Source organism: Synechococcus sp. TAK9802, assembly GCF_014279535.1.
In the GTDB taxonomy this organism is placed as follows: Bacteria; Cyanobacteriota; Cyanobacteriia; order PCC-6307; family Cyanobiaceae; genus Parasynechococcus.
Genome location: NZ_CP047937.1, coordinates 36,782 through 56,871 on the forward strand (window position 1 = coordinate 36,782; position 20,090 = coordinate 56,871).

Annotated in this window: 26 protein-coding genes and 1 tRNA gene; 14 read left to right on the plus strand and 13 right to left on the minus strand. The window is 62.3% G+C overall.

Translation table 11 applies throughout. The features are described from left to right. The first annotated feature begins 11 nt into the window (after window positions 1-11). On the plus strand, window positions 12-179 hold the full coding sequence (locus SynTAK9802_RS00185; protein ID WP_170950894.1) for a hypothetical protein: 168 nt from the start codon (window positions 12-14) through the stop codon (window positions 177-179). A 3-nt stretch (window positions 180-182) separates the two neighbouring features. Here the strand turns inward: SynTAK9802_RS00185 and SynTAK9802_RS00190 are convergent, their stop codons facing one another. After that, window positions 183-578, minus strand: a complete 396-nt coding sequence (locus SynTAK9802_RS00190) for an HNH endonuclease (protein WP_186496630.1) — start codon at window positions 576-578, stop codon at window positions 183-185. Between the two features lie 179 nt (window positions 579-757). Here SynTAK9802_RS00190 and SynTAK9802_RS00195 point away from each other — a divergent pair, with 179 nt between their 5' ends. Beyond that, the gene (locus SynTAK9802_RS00195) at window positions 758-2,344 is read left to right on the plus strand and encodes a DEAD/DEAH box helicase (protein ID WP_255487783.1); all 1,587 of its coding nucleotides are present in this window, start codon (window positions 758-760) and stop codon (window positions 2,342-2,344) included. Here the strand turns inward: SynTAK9802_RS00195 and SynTAK9802_RS00200 are convergent. From SynTAK9802_RS00200 to SynTAK9802_RS00210, 3 genes are read right to left on the minus strand one after another with little or no spacing between them, the layout of a single operon-like run. Next, a complete protein-coding gene (locus tag SynTAK9802_RS00200) occupies window positions 2,299-2,658 on the minus strand; it encodes a hypothetical protein (RefSeq protein WP_255487784.1) in 360 nt (119 codons plus the stop codon). The genes SynTAK9802_RS00195 and SynTAK9802_RS00200 overlap by 46 nt on opposite strands. Window positions 2,659-2,680: 22 nt before the next feature. Beyond that, a complete protein-coding gene (locus SynTAK9802_RS00205) occupies window positions 2,681-3,091 on the minus strand; it encodes a DUF6554 family protein (RefSeq protein ID WP_186496634.1) in 411 nt (136 codons plus the stop codon). Window positions 3,092-3,124: 33 nt separating this feature from the next. Further along, the gene (locus SynTAK9802_RS00210) at window positions 3,125-3,637 is read right to left on the minus strand and encodes an AbrB family transcriptional regulator (RefSeq protein ID WP_186497902.1); all 513 of its coding nucleotides are present in this window, start codon (window positions 3,635-3,637) and stop codon (window positions 3,125-3,127) included. A gap of 83 nt (window positions 3,638-3,720) precedes the next feature. On the opposite strand from SynTAK9802_RS00210, the gene SynTAK9802_RS00215 reads away from it, so the two are divergent. From SynTAK9802_RS00215 to SynTAK9802_RS00225, 3 genes are all read left to right on the plus strand, one after another. Beyond that, window positions 3,721-4,044, plus strand: a complete 324-nt coding sequence (locus SynTAK9802_RS00215; RefSeq protein WP_186496636.1) for a chemotaxis protein — start codon at window positions 3,721-3,723, stop codon at window positions 4,042-4,044. 38 nt (window positions 4,045-4,082) lie between these two features. Next, entirely contained in the window at window positions 4,083-4,301 is a 219-nt protein-coding gene (locus SynTAK9802_RS00220) for a hypothetical protein (protein ID WP_038551887.1), read from the plus strand. A gap of 108 nt (window positions 4,302-4,409) precedes the next feature. Next, window positions 4,410-4,631: a hypothetical protein gene (locus tag SynTAK9802_RS00225; protein ID WP_186496638.1), complete on the plus strand. Its 222-nt coding sequence runs from the start codon at window positions 4,410-4,412 to the stop codon at window positions 4,629-4,631. A gap of 21 nt (window positions 4,632-4,652) precedes the next feature. Here the strand turns inward: SynTAK9802_RS00225 and SynTAK9802_RS00230 are convergent. Continuing rightward, window positions 4,653-4,724, minus strand: a tRNA-Gly gene (locus tag SynTAK9802_RS00230). A gap of 32 nt (window positions 4,725-4,756) precedes the next feature. Then, entirely contained in the window at window positions 4,757-5,905 is a 1,149-nt protein-coding gene (locus tag SynTAK9802_RS00235; RefSeq protein WP_186496640.1) for an alanine--glyoxylate aminotransferase family protein, read from the minus strand. A gap of 38 nt (window positions 5,906-5,943) precedes the next feature. On the opposite strand from SynTAK9802_RS00235, the gene cbiD reads away from it, so the two are divergent. The 5 genes from cbiD (at window position 5,944) to mrdA (ending at window position 11,542) form a co-directional block, all read left to right on the plus strand. Then, window positions 5,944-7,050, plus strand: a complete 1,107-nt coding sequence (gene cbiD / locus SynTAK9802_RS00240; RefSeq protein ID WP_186496642.1) for a cobalt-precorrin-5B (C(1))-methyltransferase CbiD — start codon at window positions 5,944-5,946, stop codon at window positions 7,048-7,050. A 32-nt stretch (window positions 7,051-7,082) separates the two neighbouring features. After that, complete coding sequence (guaA, locus tag SynTAK9802_RS00245) at window positions 7,083-8,669, plus strand: glutamine-hydrolyzing GMP synthase (protein WP_186496644.1); 1,587 nt, start codon at window positions 7,083-7,085, stop codon at window positions 8,667-8,669. Window positions 8,670-8,747: 78 nt separating this feature from the next. Further along, window positions 8,748-9,359 (plus strand): hypothetical protein, encoded by a 612-nt coding sequence (locus tag SynTAK9802_RS00250; RefSeq protein ID WP_114988848.1) that lies wholly within the window; start codon window positions 8,748-8,750, stop codon window positions 9,357-9,359. 9 nt (window positions 9,360-9,368) lie between these two features. Continuing rightward, window positions 9,369-9,758: a hypothetical protein gene (locus SynTAK9802_RS00255; protein WP_186496646.1), complete on the plus strand. Its 390-nt coding sequence runs from the start codon at window positions 9,369-9,371 to the stop codon at window positions 9,756-9,758. Continuing rightward, window positions 9,755-11,542, plus strand: coding sequence for a penicillin-binding protein 2 (mrdA, locus tag SynTAK9802_RS00260; protein ID WP_186496648.1), 1,788 nt, complete (start codon window positions 9,755-9,757; stop codon window positions 11,540-11,542). The genes SynTAK9802_RS00255 and mrdA overlap by 4 nt, the downstream gene beginning before the upstream one ends. Here the strand turns inward: mrdA and SynTAK9802_RS00265 are convergent. From SynTAK9802_RS00265 to SynTAK9802_RS00280, 4 genes are all read right to left on the minus strand, one after another. Next, a complete protein-coding gene (locus SynTAK9802_RS00265) occupies window positions 11,539-12,684 on the minus strand; it encodes a glycosyltransferase family 1 protein (protein WP_115009694.1) in 1,146 nt (381 codons plus the stop codon). The two genes, mrdA and SynTAK9802_RS00265, sit on opposite strands and share 4 nt — an antisense overlap. A gap of 13 nt (window positions 12,685-12,697) precedes the next feature. Beyond that, window positions 12,698-13,894: an NAD-dependent epimerase/dehydratase family protein gene (locus tag SynTAK9802_RS00270; RefSeq protein WP_186496650.1), complete on the minus strand. Its 1,197-nt coding sequence runs from the start codon at window positions 13,892-13,894 to the stop codon at window positions 12,698-12,700. Window positions 13,895-13,968: 74 nt separating this feature from the next. Then, a complete protein-coding gene (gene psb34, locus SynTAK9802_RS00275; RefSeq protein ID WP_114988853.1) occupies window positions 13,969-14,142 on the minus strand; it encodes a photosystem II assembly protein Psb34 in 174 nt (57 codons plus the stop codon). Between the two features lie 77 nt (window positions 14,143-14,219). Continuing rightward, window positions 14,220-15,053: a thiazole synthase gene (locus tag SynTAK9802_RS00280; protein ID WP_186496652.1), complete on the minus strand. Its 834-nt coding sequence runs from the start codon at window positions 15,051-15,053 to the stop codon at window positions 14,220-14,222. A gap of 51 nt (window positions 15,054-15,104) precedes the next feature. Between SynTAK9802_RS00280 and SynTAK9802_RS00285 the strand changes: the two genes are divergently transcribed. Further along, complete coding sequence (locus SynTAK9802_RS00285) at window positions 15,105-15,650, plus strand: hypothetical protein (protein ID WP_186496654.1); 546 nt, start codon at window positions 15,105-15,107, stop codon at window positions 15,648-15,650. A gap of 42 nt (window positions 15,651-15,692) precedes the next feature. Here SynTAK9802_RS00285 and SynTAK9802_RS00290 read toward each other — a convergent pair whose 3' ends face one another. From SynTAK9802_RS00290 to rpmI, 3 genes are read right to left on the minus strand one after another with little or no spacing between them, the layout of a single operon-like run. Then, complete coding sequence (locus SynTAK9802_RS00290; protein ID WP_186496656.1) at window positions 15,693-16,211, minus strand: hypothetical protein; 519 nt, start codon at window positions 16,209-16,211, stop codon at window positions 15,693-15,695. A gap of 11 nt (window positions 16,212-16,222) precedes the next feature. After that, window positions 16,223-16,570 carry a 50S ribosomal protein L20 gene (gene rplT / locus SynTAK9802_RS00295; RefSeq protein WP_011363098.1) on the minus strand — a complete coding sequence of 116 codons (348 nt, stop codon included), beginning with the start codon at window positions 16,568-16,570 and terminating at the stop codon, window positions 16,223-16,225. A 56-nt stretch (window positions 16,571-16,626) separates the two neighbouring features. Further along, window positions 16,627-16,824: a 50S ribosomal protein L35 gene (gene rpmI, locus SynTAK9802_RS00300; RefSeq protein ID WP_006852081.1), complete on the minus strand. Its 198-nt coding sequence runs from the start codon at window positions 16,822-16,824 to the stop codon at window positions 16,627-16,629. A gap of 57 nt (window positions 16,825-16,881) precedes the next feature. Here rpmI and SynTAK9802_RS00305 point away from each other — a divergent pair, with 57 nt between their 5' ends. Genes SynTAK9802_RS00305 through SynTAK9802_RS12470 form a run of 3 tightly spaced genes read left to right on the plus strand, consistent with a single transcriptional unit; the run spans window position 16,882 to window position 20,069 of the window. Continuing rightward, window positions 16,882-18,441 carry a SpoIID/LytB domain-containing protein gene (locus tag SynTAK9802_RS00305; RefSeq protein ID WP_186496657.1) on the plus strand — a complete coding sequence of 520 codons (1,560 nt, stop codon included), beginning with the start codon at window positions 16,882-16,884 and terminating at the stop codon, window positions 18,439-18,441. A 24-nt stretch (window positions 18,442-18,465) separates the two neighbouring features. Next, on the plus strand, window positions 18,466-19,785 hold the full coding sequence (locus tag SynTAK9802_RS00310) for a glycosyltransferase family 2 protein (RefSeq protein ID WP_186496658.1): 1,320 nt from the start codon (window positions 18,466-18,468) through the stop codon (window positions 19,783-19,785). Beyond that, window positions 19,785-20,069: an exo-alpha-sialidase gene (locus SynTAK9802_RS12470; protein ID WP_255487785.1), complete on the plus strand. Its 285-nt coding sequence runs from the start codon at window positions 19,785-19,787 to the stop codon at window positions 20,067-20,069. The genes SynTAK9802_RS00310 and SynTAK9802_RS12470 overlap by 1 nt, the downstream gene beginning before the upstream one ends. Window positions 20,070-20,090 lie beyond the last annotated feature (21 nt).

Sequence of the window (20,090 nt, forward strand, 5' to 3'; positions counted from 1 at the left end):
AATGTACTGTCGTGACGTCGTCGTCTCTCCATCGTTCCCGCTCCGGGCCCATCCTGCTCCGGGCCATCCTGACGGCTGCCCTGCTTGCCGGTGCTGTGGTGTTGGCCCCTGAAGACCCTGGTGTTCAGGCCTCCATCTGCCAGCGTCACCACTCCTCGGATGTCTGCCGGGTTTGGTGAGCCTCAGGCAGCCTGAGCCGCGATTGAGATGTCGTCCGCCTCGTTGATGGGCTGATCCGGTTGGGCCCACTGCAGCAGGCGAACGGCGAGCCGCAGGTCACCATCCATCCAGGCCCGGATCGCCATGGCGCGGCGTGGGTCATAGAAGCGCTGTCGCCGGTACCAGTCAAAAACGTCGGCGTCCGATTTGCGACCATTGCAGGATAAGCAGGCCGGCACACAGTTTTCGGTAACGCTTGAACCCCCTTTGGCCTGGGGGTGAATGTGATCAATTGATTCGGAAGGTTTGCCGCAGTAAATGCAACTTTGTCCGGTAAATGTGTGAAGAGACTGTCGCCATCTTCGAACGCGTAATTTGGGACAGAGTTCGTCGAGAAAAACCGCGTCCCTGCTATGCATCCGAATGCATCGGTTGCGGCAATTCTGCCTTGAACGAAAAGTCCGTCAATGTGTCGAGCGCTGCATTTTCGACAATTTTTTAGCCTGTGATGTGAATCTTGATCTCAATGCTTGCGCGCTGATCTGAGTTCACTAAAGTGATTGTTTGTGGGGGCCTGTTGGTGCCGCCAGAACCCACATTGACCTGTTGCCTGGACCTCTCTCCAGCAGGGCTGATCCGGGTGGTCAGCCCGTTTGATGCGGTGACCCAGTCCCAGTTGCGTCGGATCAAGCCCCGGGGCCGTTGGAACGGCGCTGGCCAGGGGTGGGATTTTCCCTTGGCCGCAGCCGATGCGCTTCAGCAGGCCCTGGGGTGCCGTTTCCCCGTCACCTCCTCATTGCAGCAGTGGCTCGATTGGTGTCAGCAGCCGCTGCCACCGCTGCCACCGCACCGGACCCTTGTGGCTGCAGCGGATCTCGACGAAGTCCTGCAGGATGGCCGTCAGCCTATGCGCCATCAACGCTCCGGGGTCCGCTGGCTCCTTGCCCGTCGCGGTGCTGTTCTGGCCGATGAGATGGGGCTGGGGAAGACCCTCACAGCTCTGTTGGCGGCCCGTGCCCTGATGCGTTGCGCTGAGCTGCGGTTGCTGGTGGTGGCTCCCGTCGGCCTGCATCCCCACTGGCGCCGGGAATCAGAGGCCCTTGGGGTTGAGCTTGAGTTGGTGAGTTGGGCTCGGCTTCCCGACACCCTTCCACCAGCTGGGACGCTCCTGGTGGTGGATGAAGCGCACTACGCCCAGTCGCTTCAGGCGCAGCGCACGGCCGCTTTGCTGCGTCTGGCCCGTCATCCCCGTCTGCGGGCGATCTGGATGCTCACGGGAACCCCGATGAAGAACGGTCGCCCGTCCCAGCTGTATCCCCTGCTGGCGGCCATGGATCATCCGATTGCTCGGGATCAACGCCAGTTCGAAGAGCGGTATTGCCAGGGGCACTGGCGGGAGGGTCGAACCGGTAAGCGCTGGCAGGCGTCCGGCGCCAGTCAGCTGGAGGAGTTGCGGCGCTTGACTCGACCGTTGATCCTGCATCGCCGCAAGCAGCAGGTGGTAGACCTTCCTCCCAAGCAGCGACGGCTTCACCCCGTGGAGCTGTCGGAGGCTGCGCTCACAGGTTTCGACCATCGTGTCGAGCTGGTGCTGGATGACTACCGGCGTCGGGTTCAGCTCGGAGAGGTGCGACGGGATGCCGAGCACCTGGCTCTGCTCACCTCCATGCGTCAGATCGCTGCGGAATTCAAATTGCCGGCGGCCCGGCAGCTGGTGGAGTCACTGCGCCGGCAAGGCGAGGCTGTGGTGCTGTTCAGTGGCTTTGTGGCTCCATTGCAGCTGTTGCAGCAAACCCTTGGCGGCGAGTTGTTAACCGGTCGCCAGCGCCCTGCTGAACGCCAGGAGAGTGTGGATCGGTTTCAGCAGGGTCAGAACGACTGTCTGCTGGCCACCTTCGGCACCGGTGCCCTTGGCTTCACCCTGCACCGGGCCCGTCATGTGGTGTTACTGGAACGCCCCTGGACGCCAGGCGATCTCGACCAAGCTGAAGACCGCTGTCATCGTCTGGGAATGGGGGATGGCCTGACCTGCCATTGGCTTCAACTCGGCGCAGCCGACCAGCTGGTGGATGGCTTGTTGGCGAGCAAGGCGGAACGGATCGAGGTGTTGCTGGGGCCCCGGCGCTTGTCGCTGCAACGTCAATCACTCCCCGCCATGGTGCGGGATTGTTTGCAGCTGCTCTGACGCACCTGGAGTTCGTGCTGCAGCATCGGGTCGACCGGCTGGCCCGAACGCTTCAGCAGCGACACTGCCGTTGCGACGTCGTCGCAGGCTTTCGCTTGATCGCCAAGCAGGGTCAAGACAAGGGCGCGGTCCCGATGCAGATCGGCCTGATCCGGTGTCTGTTCGATGGCCTCATCACAGCGTTTGACCATCAGCTCAAGGTCATCCCTACGGAAGCCGCTGAGGCAACTGGAGACGAGCGGCGTCGGTGTGTTGGCAGGCGTCGCGGGTTGCTTGCTCTGGCAGCCAGCCACCAACATGGTAGTCAGAAGCACCAGCCCCAGAAGCCCTGAGGGCTCAGTAGCTGTATCGCGTGGTGTCGTCGCTACTCTCGATGCTGCTTTCGGTGTCGGATGAGGAGTTTGCAAGGGCGGCAGCGGTGGCTGGTTGAGTGTTCCCGCCGAACAGATCACCAAGGAACTGGCCACAGTCGGGGAAATTGCCGGGGTCCTGGACGACGGCTTCGGTAATCATTACCGAGGCATGCTCCGGGGATGTTTTGAACAGGCCACTGCGCTGCCGTTTGATGACCGCATAGGCGGCATTCCAACTGACCTTGTGGTCGTTGCCGCTGGACCGCATGAAGCAATAGATCTTGGCTCCTTTCACCTCTCCGGTTCCGGCCGCTTGCAGGGGGGAGGTGATGGTGCTGAGAGTGCCGATCAGGGCCGCGGCGGAGAGAACCAGCGATGACCTGATTGGACCCATGACGTCAGTTTTGGATTGGGCTTAGGGTATCGATCAGCTTCCAGTTGTCGAGGGCAAGATCAGCCGCACCACCAACGGCAGCACCAGCAGCACGGTGATCAGCCGCACGGCATGGAGGGCGGCCACCGCGGCACCGACGCCGAATTCGGCACCGACCAGGCTCATGCCACTGATGCCACCCGGGGCAGCGCCGAGCAAGGCCACGACCGGATCAATGCCTAGCAAGCGGCTGGTCCAGAGGCCGACGACCAGTCCTGTCAGCACCAGCGCCAGGGTGATCAGAACCGCTGGTTTCCAGAGAAGTTGCAGTTGCTCCAAGGACGCTCGGGTCAGGCCAGTTCCGATCACGGTGCCGATGCCGATCTCCAGAACCGTGCGCGTTCCCGCTGGCCATGTGGCTGGTTCCAGATGGCCGCTCATGCTGACGATGCCAGCACCCAGCAAGGCTCCCGCCAGAGGTGCGGCGGGAATGCCGCTGAACAGAGCCAGCAGTCCCATGGCGGTTCCAGCCAGCAGGTACAGCGCCAGCGTTGCCAAGGAAGGCATCGGTTTCGAACGCGTCATGTCAGCTTGATCTTGAGACAGCGGCGCTCCTGTGTTGTCATCAGCGCAACCATCAGCTCTCGGTGATGACGTCCTCCGTGTCCTTTCGGATCACCCGCACAGCGGAAGATCTCGCTCAAACAATCACGGCTCTGTCGCAGCGCTTGGTGAAACTGGAACAGCGTCAGGAAGCGCTCGAGCTCCAACTGCGCCATCAGCAGCAGAATCTGAATGCTGTCCCAGACGAAGAGATCTCCACGCTCGAGGGCGTAGAAGCTCTGCTGCGGGAAACGCGGGAGCTGTTGCAGAGCACAGCTCCGATGCCAGAGCCTGAAATGGCTGAGGAGTCCTCCCAGAACCATGCCTGGGGTCAGGAGGCCGAAACAGAAGCGGGCCGCGATGTCGCGTAGGGGTGGCGTGCGGTGCCAAAATAAAAAGAAAGGCAACTATGGCGACCACCATCCCTGCCTCCAATGCGTGTGCCTCTCGCACCTTGCATGGCATGACCATCTGGACTCGGTCAGGTTTCCTTGAAGGTGGTCATCAGCTCGAGAAGCTGGAATTCGCGCTTGCCCTCGCTGAAGCCAAAGGCGATCAGCGCCGTTGCTCGCAGTTGCGCGACCGAATTGCCGATCTGGGGGGCAATGCAGAGGAGCCGGGTACCTGATCGGAATCCAAGCAATCGACAGCGTTGATCGGCAATCGTGCAGATCGCGTGTGGGATGGTCTAAATATCAATTAAAGCTAATCTTTTGTTGATACGGGAATTCGAACGTTGACCCTGACGCTTACGAAAACAAAAAAATCGGAGCCGGCTGCTCATCAACGTCAGGACCATGAATCAGCAGCCCAGGCTCTGTTTATCAAGGCCCGCCACTGCGCAGAAGATGGACGCATCAATGAGGCGGGCTCGTTGATCTTGCAGGCCCTGGAACACGAGCGCCGTGCTGGATCTGCCGGGCCTCAGGTTCTTCAGCTCGTCAAGTCTCGTTCTTGATGAGCGTTTGAAATTTGTTCAAGCGGGTGACCGGACTCGAACCGGCGACGTTCAGCTTGGGAAGCTGACATTCTACCACTGAATTACACCCGCAAAGGGACGAGATCGCTCTCGCCACCTGTGTTTTAGCTAAGAGCAGCAGAGGCTGCAGCAACCCCTGCTCCCATGCTGCCTTTGTGCAGACCAAGGGACTGAAGGGTGGATTCGATCGCAGCGACGGCGGTCAGAACATCCCGGTCGCAGACGTAGCCGAGATGGCCGATGCGGAACACCTGACCTTTTAGGTGGTCTTGTCCTCCAGCCAGAAGAATGTCGAACTTCTCCTTCACGGCTTTGCGCAACTGTTCGGCATCGATGCCTTCAGGGGCCACTGCGGTGATGGCCGGGCTGCCGCAACCCTCGGCGGCAAACAGGGGCAGGCCTATTGCCTTCATGCCTGCCTGGGCGGCGGCGCGATGGCGGTCGTGGCGGGCAAAGATTGCGTCTAGGCCTTCCTTCTGCATCATGTCCAGAGCAGCCTCCAGGCCGAAGTAGAGGTTCACGGCCGGGGTGAAGGGGTTGCTGTCCTTCGCCGCTGTTTTCCGGTAAGGGCCCAGATCCAGATAGAACTTGGGCAGATCGGAGCGCTCATAGGCCTCCCAGGCCCGTGCACTCATGGCCACAAAACTCAGGCCCGGTGGAAGCATGTAGCCCTTCTGAGCGCCTGATGCCACCACATCCAGTCCCCACTCATCCATCGGGACGTTGGTGGCGCCAAGGCTGGTGACGCAGTCCGCCAGGGTCAAGGCCGTGCCGTGGGCCTTCACGTGACGGGCAATGCTCTCCAGGTCATTGATCACCCCTGTCGAGGTTTCCGAGTGGGTGAGGATCACGGCCTTGATCGCTTTAGCGCTGTCGGCTTCCAACGCTGAGCGGAAGGCCTCTGGATCGAGGGGTTGGCCCCACTCCGCCTTGATCACCTCAACATCGAGTCCGTAGGCGCGGGCCACCTTGACCCAGCGTTCGCCGAACTTGCCGTTGTCACCGCAGAGCACCTTGTCGCCGCGGCTGAGGGTGTTGATGATCCCCGCTTCCATGGCAGCGGTTCCGCTGCCGGTGATCACCAGCACGTCGCTTGTCGTCTGGTGCAACCACTTGAGCTGTTCGGTGGTGCGCCGCACGATGGCCTGGAACTCCCCGCTGCGGTGGCCGATGGGGTGACGACCCATCGCCTTCAGCACCGTTTCCGGCACCGGGGTCGGGCCCGGAATCATCAGGGTGAGCTTGTCCTGCATGGCGCGGGGGATGCCAATCGGCGACTCTAGAAAACAGCTTGTCCGGTCCCATCGCCCCCTCCAGTCCTGGATTGACCCTGCCGGTGTGGGTGGCGGCGGCGGCCAAGGTGGCCCTGCAGGTGTTGCTTGGTGAGCCGTTTGAGCCTGAGCAGCAGTTGAGTCAGGGCTCAGATCAACCGTCTCTGCAGGTGCCGGTCTGCTCAGCGGCTCCTCTGGCCCCAGGAGAGGCCCTGGGCATTAGCCGTTGTGATCCAGGGCCTGGCCTTGATCTGACGCGAGATCTTGAGGTCTGGGTGCGGGTGGCCTGGATCGCTGCATCCCAGCCGCTGCTCGAGCTGCAGGCCGGAGAAGGGGTGGGTCGTTTTGGCGTTGAGGGGGACGTTTGCCTCTCCGGTTTTGCCCGTGAGCTGTTGGAGCGGAATCTGTTGCCCCTGGTGCCGCCGGGTCGGGGCTTGCTGGTGCAGCCGATTCTTCCGAGGGGCCGCGTCCTGGCCGAACGCACCAGCAATGCCGCCTTCGGTGTTGTTGATGGTCTGGCCTTGATCGGCACCCAGGCGGAGGTGCAGCGCAGCGCCGCACCGGATCAACTGCAGCAGGTGTTGGCAGACCTGAGGGCGCTTGCCGCGGATGCGGGGTTTCAGGGACGCCTCGTTCTGGTGATCGGTGAGAACGGCTTGGATCTGGCCCGCCAGCAGGGTCTGGGGCCCGTGCTGAAGGTGGGGAACTGGGTGGGCCCCGTGCTGGTGGCCGCGGCCGCGGCCGGTGTTCGCGATCTGCTGCTGCTCGGCTACCACGGCAAATTGATCAAGCTGGCCGGCGGCATCTTTCACACCCATCACCACCTGGCCGATGGCCGTCTGGAGGTGCTTGTGGCCCTTGGCCTGGATGCCGGTTTGTCGGTGGCTCAGTTGCTGCAACTGCGGGGTGCTGCATCCGTTGAGGACGCCTTTCAGGCACTGGAGGCCGATCAAGCCACGGCCCTCGGGCAACATCTGGCCGCGATCGTGGAGCGGCGCAGCCAGTCTTATGTGGATCGCTACGGCGCCTGGTCGATGCGGATTGGTGCTGCCCTGTTCGACCGAAGCCGCACCCTGCGCTGGTGGGGACCGGAGGGGGAGAAGCGCTTCTTTACATTGAGGGATTGACGCTCGTCCGCGAGCGATACCTCCCAGGATCGATGTCCCAGCCCTCGTCCGACGGTCAGCGTCAGCCGGCCATCGTCATCCTTGATTTCGGCTCCCAGTATTCGGAGCTGATCGCACGGCGCGTGCGCGAGACCGAAGTCTTCTCGGTCGTCCTCGGTTACAGCACGTCGGCCGAGGAGCTGCGACGCATGGCTCCGAAAGGAATCATCCTCAGCGGTGGCCCAAGTTCCGTGTATGCCGAGCATGCTCCGCTCTGCGATCCCGGCATTTGGGATCTGGGCATTCCCGTGCTGGGGGTTTGCTACGGGATGCAGCTGATGGTGCAGCAGCTCGGGGGCGTTGTGGAAGCCGCCACGGGCAAGGCCGAGTACGGCAAGGCGCCCCTGGAAGTGGACGACCCCACGGATCTGCTCACCAATGTCGACAACGGTTCGACGATGTGGATGAGCCATGGCGACTCAGTGCAGGCTCTGCCAGATGGGTTTGTGCGCCTGGCCCACACCGCCAACACGCCGGAGGCGGCGGTGGCGCACCTGCAACGCAAGCTTTACGGGGTGCAATTCCACCCCGAGGTGGTCCATTCCACCTGCGGCATGGCCCTGATCCGCAATTTCGTTTATCACGTTTGCGGTTGTGATCCCGATTGGACCACCGCGGCCTTCATTGATGAGGCCGTTGGCTTGGTGCGGGAGCAGGTGGGTGACAAGCGCGTCCTGTTGGCGCTCTCCGGTGGGGTGGATTCATCCACCCTCGCCTTTCTGCTCAAAAAGGCGATCGGTGATCAGCTCACCTGCATGTTCATCGACCAGGGCTTCATGCGGAAGGGTGAGCCCGAGTTTCTCATGGACTTTTTCGATCGGAAGTTCAACATCCATGTGGAATACATCAATGCCCGTCAGCGGTTCATCGGCAAGCTGAAGGGCATCACCGATCCGGAGGAAAAGCGCAAGATCATCGGAACCGAGTTCATCCGTGTGTTCGAAGAGGAGAGCAAGCGGCTCGGACCCTTCGATTACCTGGCCCAGGGCACGCTCTATCCCGATGTGATCGAAAGCGCCGGCACCAACGTGGACCCCAAGACGGGCGAGCGGGTTGCCGTGAAGATCAAGAGCCACCACAACGTGGGCGGTCTTCCCAAAGATCTGCAGTTCAAGCTGGTGGAGCCCCTGCGCAAGCTGTTCAAGGATGAAGTGCGCAAGGTGGGCCGCAGCCTCGGCCTGCCCGAGGAGATCGTGCGCCGCCATCCCTTCCCGGGGCCTGGTCTGGCCATCCGCATCTTGGGTGAAGTCACCGACGAGAAGCTGGATTGCCTGCGTGATGCCGACCTGATTGTTCGCCAGGAAATCAAGGAAGCAGGGCTGTATCACGACATCTGGCAGGCCTTTGCCGTGCTGCTGCCCGTGCGTTCGGTTGGGGTGATGGGGGACAAACGCACCTACGCCTGGCCGATCGTGCTGCGTTGTGTGTCCAGTGAGGACGGCATGACCGCCGATTGGTCCCGACTTCCCTACGACCTGATGGAGACCATCTCCAATCGGATCGTGAATGAGGTGAAGGGGGTGAACCGGGTGGTGCTCGACATCACGAGCAAGCCCCCCGGCACGATCGAGTGGGAGTGACTCGCGGCTGACGCAGGCTGTATCACGGCTGGCGATGGCCCTGCATCACCGATACCTTGGGCCACCGGCCTTTGGGATATGACGGCGACACAACAGCAGGATGTTCAGCTGCAGCGTCGGCTGCAGCAGGACAGCATTCAGCTGGGTGGCCGCACGATCTATCTGAACCCCTTCCTTTACTGGCGGCGGTTCGATAGCAACACCGATCGCTGGCTGCGGGAGCCCGGCCAGCTGACGGAGGATCAGATCACGGCCAACCGCAGCCGTTTTTATCCCGAACTCGACTGGGGACAGCTGGATGATCACGCCACCGCAGTCCACGATGGCGCTGTTGAGATGTTTCTCAAGAGCCTGGAGCTGATCAGCACCTTCCATCCCGAACTGGGTTCCGGGCAGATGCTCGAGGTGGAACGCAAGATGACGATCACCAAGAAGCGGGCCTTCGAGCGCTGGGTGGACAAGGCGATCCGGCGGCGTCAGCGCGATGAAACCCGTGAGCACCGCAGATTTGAGCGCAGCCGCTTCTGGCGTGCCTGGCGCGAGTGGATCCTGCTGGACACCACCCAGAAAGCCCTGGTGCCTGTGGTGATGCTGATGGTGCTCAGCGGGGTGATGGGGTGGTCCCTGGCGGCGGACCGTGCCGCTTGTCCGACATTGGCGCTTCCTTCGGGACAGACTGGGGTCCGTTGATCTGGCCCCATGGCCGCTGATTCCAACTCCGACAACCCGCTCGACCAGTTGCGTCTGTCCTTGATGCAGGACGTGCTGCCTGTGGGGCTGGCCGTGCTGGAACGGGCACGGCAGGGTGGTCCCGGCAAGGTGGTGGAGGTGTTCACGGCCGGCTCGGAGGACCCCATCGCTGATTTGCGGCAGGAGGGTGAGCCCGTGGCGCGTGATGTGAGGGAACAGCTGGATGCCGTGAGCCCCGGGCTGGGCAATCCGGTGATGCCGGTCTCGGTGTCCGTCGAGGAACCAGGAACGGTTGAACAACGTCAAGACGACTCGGAGGACTTGCTGCCGACCTTGCGGCGGATCGAAGAACGCCTTGAGGAGTTGCGCCGCCGTTTGCCAGCGCAGCAGCAGGAATGACCCGTTCCGCCCAGCAGCGTCAGACCGGTCTGCGTCAGCAACCACTGGTGCTGCTGTTGCTGGTGTTGCTGTTCTGCGGCGCCATGGTCAGCCGCCTGGTCTGGATGCAGCTGCTGGAGGGGTCGCGTTTCCGTGAACTGGCGGATGAAAACCGCATCCGTTTGGTGCCCCGCTCGCCCATTCGCGGTCGGTTGCTTGATCGCAAAGGCCGGGTGCTGGCCACCAGCAAACTCACTTACTCCCTGTACCTGGAGCCGCGCCTGGTCAGCGAAGACGACTGGCCTGATCTGCGTGATCGCTTGGCACGGCTTCTGAATTTGAAGCCTGATCTGCTCGACCAGCGCCGGCAGAAGGGCCTGGATCGGGATGGTTACCGCACCACGTTGGCCCTCGATCTCAAGCCGGAACAGGTGCTGCGCTTCCGGGAACAGGCCCTGGGGTTGCGTGGCGCCCAGGTGGATGTCGACATCCTGCGGTCCTATCCCAACGGAACCCTGGCGGCCCATGCCCTCGGCTACACCCAGCCGATCACGGACAGCGAATTCGAAATCCTGGCGGAGAAGGGATACAAGATCCGCGACCGCATTGGTCGCACCGGTGTTGAGGCGGCCTACGAGCGCCATCTGCGTGGCAAGTGGGGCGGCCAGATGCTCGAGGTCAATGCCATGGGCGAGGTGCAGCGCAACCTGGGCGATCGACCGTCTCAAGCAGGAAAGGATTTGGTGCTCACCCTTGACCTGGATCTGCAGCGGGTGGCGGAGCAGGCGCTGGCCGACAAGCCCGGTGGCGCTGTTGTGGCGCTGGAGGCCGCAACGGGTGCTGTGTTGGCTCTAGCCAGCCGTCCCAGCTTTGATCCGAATTTCTTCTCCAAGCTGATCACCACCCAGAAGGAGTACGACGCCCTCTTCTCCAATCCGAAGAAGCCATTGCTGTCCCGGGCCATGAATCCTTATGACCCCGGCAGCACCTGGAAGCCGGTGACGGCGATGGCGGGCATGGAGTCGGGCCAATTCCCGCCCGACACCAAGCTCCACACCACGGCCTGCATCACCTACGGCGGCCATTGCTTCCCGGATCACAACGGGGCTGGCTTCGGCCACATCGGCTATGCCGATGCCCTGCGTTTCTCCAGCAACACCTTCTTCTACCAAGTGGGCGTTGGGGTCGGCTCCAAGGCCCTCAAACAGGCGGCTGATCAGTTGGGCTTCCAGAAGAAAACCGGCATTGAGATCGGCTGGGAAGAGAGCGTCGGACTGGTGGGAGATGAAGACTGGGCTGCCCGTGGCCGCGGCTGGACCGATCCCGGCACCACTCCATGGATCCCCGAGGACATGGCCAGTGCCTCCATCGGCCAGTCCGTGGTGCAGATCACTCCCTTGCAGTTGGCCCGCGCCTATGCGGTGTTCGCCAATGGCGGTTGGTTGGTGACGCCGCATCTCGCCGCCGGCGACATCGACTGGATGAGTCCGGAGCACCGCACCAAGGTGGCGATGAAGCCATCAACGTTGCAGACGATCCGGGAGGGCCTGCGCAAAGTGGTGGAGGCCGGAACCGGTGCCGGACTCAATGGCCCTGGCATTCCTGCTGCGGCGGGCAAAACCGGAACGGCTGAAGACAGCACGGGAGGGCCTGATCACGCCTGGTTCGGCTGCTATGCCCCCTATCCCGACGGCAAGATCGTGGTGGTGGCCTTTGCCCAGAACACCCCTGGAGGGGGATCGGTCCACGCTCTGCCCATGGCTAAGAAGGTGCTGGCGGAGTGGAAGCGGACCCGGCAGCGCTAGGCAGCCGTGAGTTGAGGCGCTGACAGCACCGTGCGGTAGTAGGTCCGCAGTTGTTCGGTGGCGCCTGCCCAGCCCCAGCGCTCGGCTTCGGCGCGGGCAGCGCTGCGTAGGGCCTGGCGTTCCAGGTCGTTCCCCAGTAGGCGGCGGGTGGCTTCGATCAGGCTTGCAGCGCCACCATCGGCGCCGTCGGGTTCATAGAGGCAGCCGTTGACGCCGTCGGTGATGATGTCCGGTATGCCGCCACGGTTGGCGCCGACCACTGGACAACCGGCTGCCATGGCTTCCAGCAGCACCAGCCCCAGCGTCTCCGTGCTGGAGGGGAAGAGGAAGGCATCGCCGCTGGCGTAGGCCCCTGCGAGGTCGTCCCCGGCGAGATAGCCGACGAAGGTGGTGGCGGTTCCCTCGAAGTGCTTCTCCAGTTGTTGACGGTGGGGACCATCGCCCACCAGGGCCAGCCGTGCATCAGGAAGGGCCTCCAGCACGGGGCGGATCCGTTCGATCTGCTTCTCCGCAGAGAGGCGGCCGACGTAGAGCAGCAGCGCACCACGGTCGTCATGGCCCCCGAGAAGCCGCTGGCGCAATTCTGCGCTGCGCAGCTCGGGACGGAACAACTCCGTGTCCACACCCCGCTGCCACAAATCAGTGTGCTGAATGCCTTTGTCGCTGAGCTCTTTCACCATGGCGGTGGAGGTGCACAGATTCAGCAGGGCCTGGTTGTGGGCGGCCTTGAGCATCTCCCACAGGAGTGGCTCCAGCATTCCTAGGCCGTAGTGCTCGAGGTACTTGGGCAGGTGAGTGTGATAACTCGCCACTAGAGGGATGCCTTTGTTCTTCGCGAGCCAGATGCCGCCGAGACCCAGCACCGCCGGGTTCACAACGTGGATCAGATCGGGTTGAAACGCATCGATTGCGTCGGACACCGCCGGGCGAGGCAAGGCCAGTTTGAGCTCGGGATAGAGCGGCAATGGCATCGCCGGCACGCCGATCAGGCGTGCCCCCATGTACTCCTCGGGACAGCCTTCCGGGCAGAAGACCACCACCTCATCGCCGGCGTCCACCAGATGCTTCACCGTCTTGGTCAGACGGGTGACGATGCCATCGACCTTCGGCAGGAAGGTTTCGGTGAAGAAGGCGACTTTCAAGGATGAAGCTCGATCAGGACGCGGTGCCGATGGCCTGGGCCTGGGTTTTGGTCCAGGCGGAGGTGCAGAGGATGCGGTTACGGTCGCATCGGTCGGCGTAGCGGGTGGCGATCTCCACCACTTCCTTCAGCAGGCCGTCATCGAGGGTGGTGGGGTTGAGGCCCAGCTCGATGAAGCAGCGGTTGTCCACGATCAGGTCGTTTTCAACGGCCTCGTTGCGGGGGTTGGGCAGGTTGTTGACCTGAGCGCCGGTGAGGGCGGCCACCTTCTTGGCCAGTTCACCCACCTGATGGCTTTCGGTCATCTGGTTGAAGATCTTTACCCGCTCCCCTTGTTCCGGAGGGTTTTCCAGCGCCAGCTGAACGCAGCGCACGGAATCGCGGATGTGGATGAAGGCGCGGGTCTGGCCCCCGGTTCCATGAACGGTGAGCGGATAGCCGATGGCGGCTTGCATCAGGAAGCGGTTCAGCACCGTGCCGTAATCGCCGTCGTAATCGAAGCGATTGGTGAGCCGCGGGTCACGGTCGGTGGCATCGGTGTTGGTTCCCCAAACGATGCCTTGGTGCAGGTCGGTGATGCGGACCTTGTCGTTTTTGTTGTAGTAGAGGAAGAGCAGCTGGTCGAGCGTCTTCGTCATGTGATAGACGCTGCCGGGGCTTGCCGGGTGAAGGATTTCCTCTTCGAAGCGGCTGCCGTCGGGCTGAGGCACTTCCACTTTGAGGTATCCCTCGGGGATGGTGGCGCCGCGGTGGGAGCCATAGCCGTAGACGCCCATGGTGCCCAGATGCACCACGTGGATGTCTTGACCGCTTTCAACGATGGCAGCCAGCAGGTTGTGGGTGCCGTTGACGTTGTTATCGACGGTGTAGCGCTTGGTGGCGCTGCTCTTCATCGAATAGGGGGCAGCCCGCTGTTCCGCGAAGTGCACCACGGAATCCGGGCGTTCGTCCTGAAGCAGATCCAGCAACCGCTGGTACTCATGGGCGATGTCCATGTGGACAAACCGCATCGGCTTGCCGCCAGTCTCTTCCCAGGCTTTGAGGCGCTCGCCGATGCTCACGATCGGCGTCAGCGACTCAACTTCAAGATCGATATCGATCTTGCGGCGGCTGAGGTTGTCCACGATCAGAACGTCGTGGCCCTGATCCGCCAGGTTCACCGCACAGGGCCAGCCGCAGAAGCCGTCACCGCCGAGAACGAGAACTTTCACCCCAAACTCCTGCTGGAACGAGCATGATGCTCAGTCCTGGCAAGCTACTACAGGGATTTTCAGTGTGAACCGTCTCAGCTGATGGCAACGGTCACCGCCACCATCGCGGCCACGATCAATCCACCGCTCACCAACATCATCATTGAGCTGCGGTTGCGGCTCTGGCTGGTGGCGACGTCCATCACCTCCATGCGTGGCTCCTTGGCAAAGGCGTTGAGACGACCGCCGTCTTCCGTGGTGACCGACATGGGTCCAATGCGACTGGTCGGACCTTATGAGTCCAAATGCTCATTGCCTTCCTTTGTGAAGCAGGCTTCACCTCACTTCATGTCTCTTCACTACATTGGAGTGAGTGCACCAGGCCTGTGGTCGGTGAGCTGGCAGAGGCCTGATCCCTCCGCGGCAAGCGCCCGGAGAGGTGGGCGGTCCGCCCGGCTTTCACCGCCTGGCCCATGGCCTCGGCCATGGCGGCGGGGTCGCCCGCCAGGGCGATGGCGCTGTTGACCAGCACGGCATCGGCGCCCATTTCGAGGGCCTGTGCTGCCTCGCTTGGAACACCGATGCCGGCGTCCACCACCACCGGCACCCCGGCGTTTTCGATGATCAAACCGATGTTGGCGGCATTGTTGAGCCCCTGACCCGAGCCGATCGGAGAGCCCAGAGGCATCACCGTGGCGCATCCCACCTCCTCCAGCCGTTTGGCCAGCAGGGGATCGGCATTGATGTAAGGCAGCACTGTGAACCCTTCCCTCACCAGTTGTTCTGCGGCGTTCAGGGTGCCGATCGGATCGGGCAGAAGATGCCGGGAGTCAGGAATCACCTCCAGCTTCACGAAGGTGTTGTCCTCCTGTCCCGCCAGCTTGGCCAGCTCCCGTCCAAGCCGTGCCACGCGCACTGCCTCTTCGGCATCGGTGCAGCCCGCCGTGTTGGGCAGCATCCAGATCCGTTGCCAATCAATGGCTTCCATCAGGCCCTCATGGCCTGCCGCCACGGTCTGCACCCGACGCACAGCCACCGTGACCATGTCGCAGCCGGATCGCTCGATGCTCTGCTGCATCGACGTCATGGATGGATATTTGCCGGTGCCCGTGAACAGACGGCTGTTGAATTGACGCCCGCCAATGGTTAGGGGGTCGGAGCTGGGGGAGGGCGAATCCATGACGCGTCTGAGCAAAAGGGCCTACCGTTCCTTCATCATCCATCGTCTTCCATGCCGTTCCTGCTTGCCATGGATCTTCCGGCTGGCAGCCAGGTGCCGTTCCAGACCAATCCCCAGTTGCCTCTGGATCCGATTCAGTTGGCGGTTCCACTGGAGCTCAAGGAACTCGAAGTGGAGAGTTTCGATCCAGTCGCACGCGCTGCAGAGCTGGCCGAATCGCTGCCACGTCAGTGGTGCGGCACCTTTGAGCCTTTTGATGGCAATCCCACCGTCGACGTCACCTTGGACATCACCCAGATGACGGCGATGGGCCAGATGGTGGATCTCCGGGGCAAGATGACTCTTGGTTCCGTCACCACCCCGGTTCAAGGCAATGTCCATGCCAAGTCGGATCAGTTGGATCTCATCCCCTTGGCGGATCCCCTGATCGCTGGCGTTGAGCCTGGCGGGGTCTTCCTCGGCCTGCAGATGTTCAGTCCCACAAGCTGGCAGGCGCCTCGATTGATCAACGTGGCCGACCCCAGCACTGGAGTGGGTGGACGCTTGGCGATGACCGCAAGCTGCCAGGAAGAACCTTCGGTTCAGCCGCTCTGGTGACCCCAGTCTGTTGGGGTTCTGAGAGCACCTAACCAAAAGAACTCAGCCGTTCCGGCGCTTGAGTTTTTTCAGTCCTTTCTTTGCGGTGGTGTTGTCGGGTTCCAGTTGAAGCGTCTTCTCGTAGAGGGAAATCGCTTCAGCATCCTTCAGCAGCTTTTCCTGGGCGAAAGCCAGGTTGTTGAGGGCGACGGGGTAGTTCGCTTTTGCCTTCAGGGCGAGTTTGTAGTGCTTGGTGGCACCGGAGTAGTCCTTTTGTGCGGCCAAAGCAAAGCCAAGCGCATTTTCGATCACCGCACGGGCTTCATCCGGCTCACCACTCAGGCGTTTCAGGGCCTGTTTCAAGGTGGCTGCTGCTTGTGGATAAAGCCTTTTCCGTAGTTGAACGGATCCGAGCTCGTAGAGGTCAGATGCCTGTCGAGACGAGGCCGTGTCGGATTTTTCGAGCTCAATCAGGCGTGCTTCATCGCGACGCACACGCAAAAACTGTCGGCCCACCACCACCGCAACGATGGCAAGCAGGCCGACCAGGCCCAGCAGGTAGGTCTGGGGCAGCAGATTCACGGTTGGGAAATTCAGCTCTTGGCTGCAGCCACGACGTTGGTGAAGCTGCCGGGGTCAACGACCGCCAGCTGAGCCAGCATCTTGCGGTTCAGGCGCACATCGGCCTTCTTGAGACCGCCCATCAGACGGCTGTAGCTCACACCATTCAGGCGGGCTGCGGCGTTGATGCGGGCAATCCAGAGGCGACGGAAATCGCGCTTGCGACGACGACGATCGCGGTAGGCATTGCAGAGGGCTTTCATCACCCGCTGGTTTGCTGTACGGAACAGGGTTCCGTTGCCACCACGGAAGCCACGGGCCAGCCGCAGGATTTTGTTGCGGCGTTTACGGGCGACGTTGCCTCTCTTGACGCGGGCCATGAGGTTGGAAGGGTTGGATCAGGTCTTGTTGAACGGTCTCGTCTGAGCGGCTGTGCTCAGGCGTAGGGCATCATCAGAGTCACGCGCTCTTCATCGGTGCGGTCCACCACGGCCTTGGTGGCCAGATGACGCTTCTGCTTGGGGGTTTTATGGTCCAGCAGGTGGTTCCGAAAAGCGCGACGACGCAGAAATTTGCCAGTGCCGGTTGCTTTGAACCGCTTCGCGGCAGCTTTGCGGGTCTTCAGCTTGGGCATTGGTCTGCTCGTTCGGACACAAACAACAACAATACGTCCCGACGTGCCCCCCGCTGAATGATTCGGCTCCTGACGCTCACATTGCTGCTCTGCATGGGACTGGGCTGCCGCGCCCGTGAGCAGGCTGATTCTCTCCAACCCACTGTGACTGAGCCCACTCTGGTGGAACCGGTTCAGCGGGCGACGCACCGTTCCGTCGCTGACCCACCGCGGGTTGAAGGTCATGAACCGGTGCTCTGGGTGGCCTTGGCGGATCATCTCGGTGCTGCGGAAACAGCAGCTCCTTTGAATTTGCGGGCCTTTGCTGGCTCGCTCAGCCTTCGCGATGCCACCGGGGAGCAAGGCATTGATTCAGGGTTCGTGATCAGCTGGCGCAGTGTTGCTAAGGCCCGTCCGCTCAAGTTGGCTCGCCGGATTGCAGGTCCCTACGCCAGCTTTGAGTCGGCGGATCGTGTCGCCTCCCGTTGGCGTGCTTTGGGGGTTGCGGCCGAGGTGGCCCATCCCAAGGAGTGGGAGGTGTGGGCGCCGGAGGGTTCGCCTGTTCCCGACGGTCTGGCGGTGCGTGATTGGCAAGGCACCGTCACCAGCAGCGTCGAACCGGTGTTGCAGACGTCGGAGGGTGGACGCCCCCTGCAGGGCCCTCTTCTGATTGAGGCCTCGGATGGGTTGCTCTGGGCTGGTGGACGTTTTGAGGGGCCCTTCCGGTTGCAACAGGATGCCTACGGCAGCTGGACGCTGGTGGAGCAGGTGGCGGTGGAGCGCTACCTCGAGGGAGTGGTGCCCCACGAGATCGGTGCGGGTTCACCGATGGCGGCGTTGCAGGCTCAGACCGTTCTGGCGCGCACCTGGGCTCTGGCCAACAGCCATCGCTTCAACATCGATGGCTATCACCTCTGCAGCGACACGCAGTGCCAGGTCTATAGCGATCCCCGCCATGCGGGAGCAGCTGTGCGTGAGGCGATTGCGGCCACCCAGGGCAAGTTGCTCAGCCTGAACAACCGGCCAATCAGCGCGGTGTATCACGCCACCAATGGCGGGGTCATGGCTGCCGGTCCGGAAGCCTGGGCCATGCAGCCCACCACGTATTTGCGTGCGAAGCCGGATGGGGATGAGGGCTGGAGCAACCGTCATCCCTTGCCCCTGCAGCAGCGCAAGGCGGTGGAAGCGTTGCTGGCGGATCGCAGCGGGGCCTATGGCCAGCGCCATCCCCGCTTCCGCTGGACCCGAATCCTTTCGGGTCCGACCTTGCGTCAGGCCCTCGGAGCCGCCGCAGACCCGCTGGTTTCGCCTTTGCAATTGAAGGTGCTGGAGCGGGGTGCAAGCGGCCGGGTGCTGGCCTTGCAGATTTCAGGCAGCAGCGACGCCGTTCCGGTCATCCTCAAGTTGGATGCCATTCGTCGCACCCTTCGCATCCTGCCCAGCACCCTGTTCGTCTTGGAGCCTCAGGGGGCCGAACGCTGGTTGGTGTTGGGTGGTGGCTTTGGCCATGGGGCCGGTTTGTCGCAGGCTGGAGCCATTAATCTGGCCTGGCGTGGCTGGCCCGTGGAGCGGATCCTGAGCCATTACTACCCAGGGACTGTCTACGGCCCACTCTCAACACTGGTGCAGTCCCCTTAAAGTCCTTCCCACCTGGGCAGCTGGATGAGCTCGAACGCTATATCGGGTGATCACCGTCGGGTGAAATCGGCAGCGTTCCTGTTCGCCTGTGGATGTGCTGGTGCCGCTCCCCACTGGTTGGACCCCGCCCGTTCGCTCTGGCCTGCCATCAGCCTTGCCTTGATGCTTGGGGGCTATGGCCTCCGTTCTGTCATGCGTGGGCAGCTGACGCGTGGGTCATCGGAGTCCGTACCAGCGATCGATCCGGCCAAACTTCCCAGCCTCGATGTGGTGGTGGCGGCCCGCGATGAAGAGGCGGTGGTGCCGCGCTTGGTGGAACGGCTCACATCTCTTCGTTATCCGTCCGGCCAACTCACCACTTGGGTGATCGACGACGGCAGTCTTGATCGGACGCCTGCGTTGCTCGACGATCTGGCCACCCGGCACCCGGCACTCAATGTGATCCATCGCCAGCGCAATGCCGGTGGTGGCAAGTCGGGTGCCCTCAACACAGCCTTGAGCCGGCTCAAGGGTGACTGGCTGCTGGTGCTTGACGCGGATGCTCAGTTGCAGGATGACCTGCTCGAGCGTCTTGTCCCCTACGCCCTGGATGGTGGTTGGTCGGCGGTGCAGCTGCGCAAGGCCGTGATTGATGCCGATCGCAATTGGTTGACCCGATCCCAGGCGATGGAAATGGCTCTGGATGCGGTGATCCAGTCAGGCCGCCTCGCCAATGCAGGCGTGGCCGAACTGCGGGGGAACGGACAGCTGATCAAACGCTCCGTGCTCGAGTCCAGTGGTGGTTTCAATGAAGACACCGTCACCGATGACCTGGATCTCAGCTTTCGTCTTCTGACCCACGGAGCTTTGGTTGGATTGTTGTGGGACCCTCCGGTCCAGGAAGAGGCGGTACCCGGTCTTCAGGCCTTGTGGAAACAACGGCAGCGCTGGGCGGAAGGTGGCCTGCAACGCTTCTTCGATTACTGGCCGGTGCTCACCTCAGCGCAGTTGAGTCTTCGCCAGCGCTGGGATCTGACGGCCTTTTTTCTGCTCCAGTACGCCTTGCCGGTGGTGTCCTTCGCTGATCTGGGCACGGCTCTGATCACCCAAAGCGTGCCGGTCTACTGGCCCTTGTCTTTGGTGGCGTTCAGCGTGTCGGGTCTGGCCTATTGGCGTGGATGTAGCGATGGCAGTGAGGGGCCGGCGATTCCCTCAGCGAGCTTGTCCAATCTCCTTGTCGCAATTGCCTACCTGGGCCATTGGTTTGTGGTGATTCCCTGGGTGACATTGCGGATGTCACTGCTCCCCAAACGCCTGGTCTGGGCCAAAACCAGCCATGGTCAGGACCAGCCCGTCCAGGCCTGATGGCTCCGCCCTTTTCGTTGTTCGATCAGGCGGAGGATCGCTTTGAGGATTTGGCTTGGGGCCAGGTTCTTGTCACCCCCTTTGAGCTGGGGGCTTGGGCGTTGCTGGAGTCGATGGGGGACCAAAACCATGTGCCCCAGTTGTGTTGGATCCGGCCCGATCTGTTGGGCTGTGTCTGGATGGCAGGCAGTGGAGAGGGCACCGCTGGGATGTCGGTGTTTCTGTCTCTATTGGGGGCTGAGGGCGGAGGTTGGTCGGAACCGCAGCGGATTTCCCGAGATTAGGAGCGGTCGGAGCAGAACCCC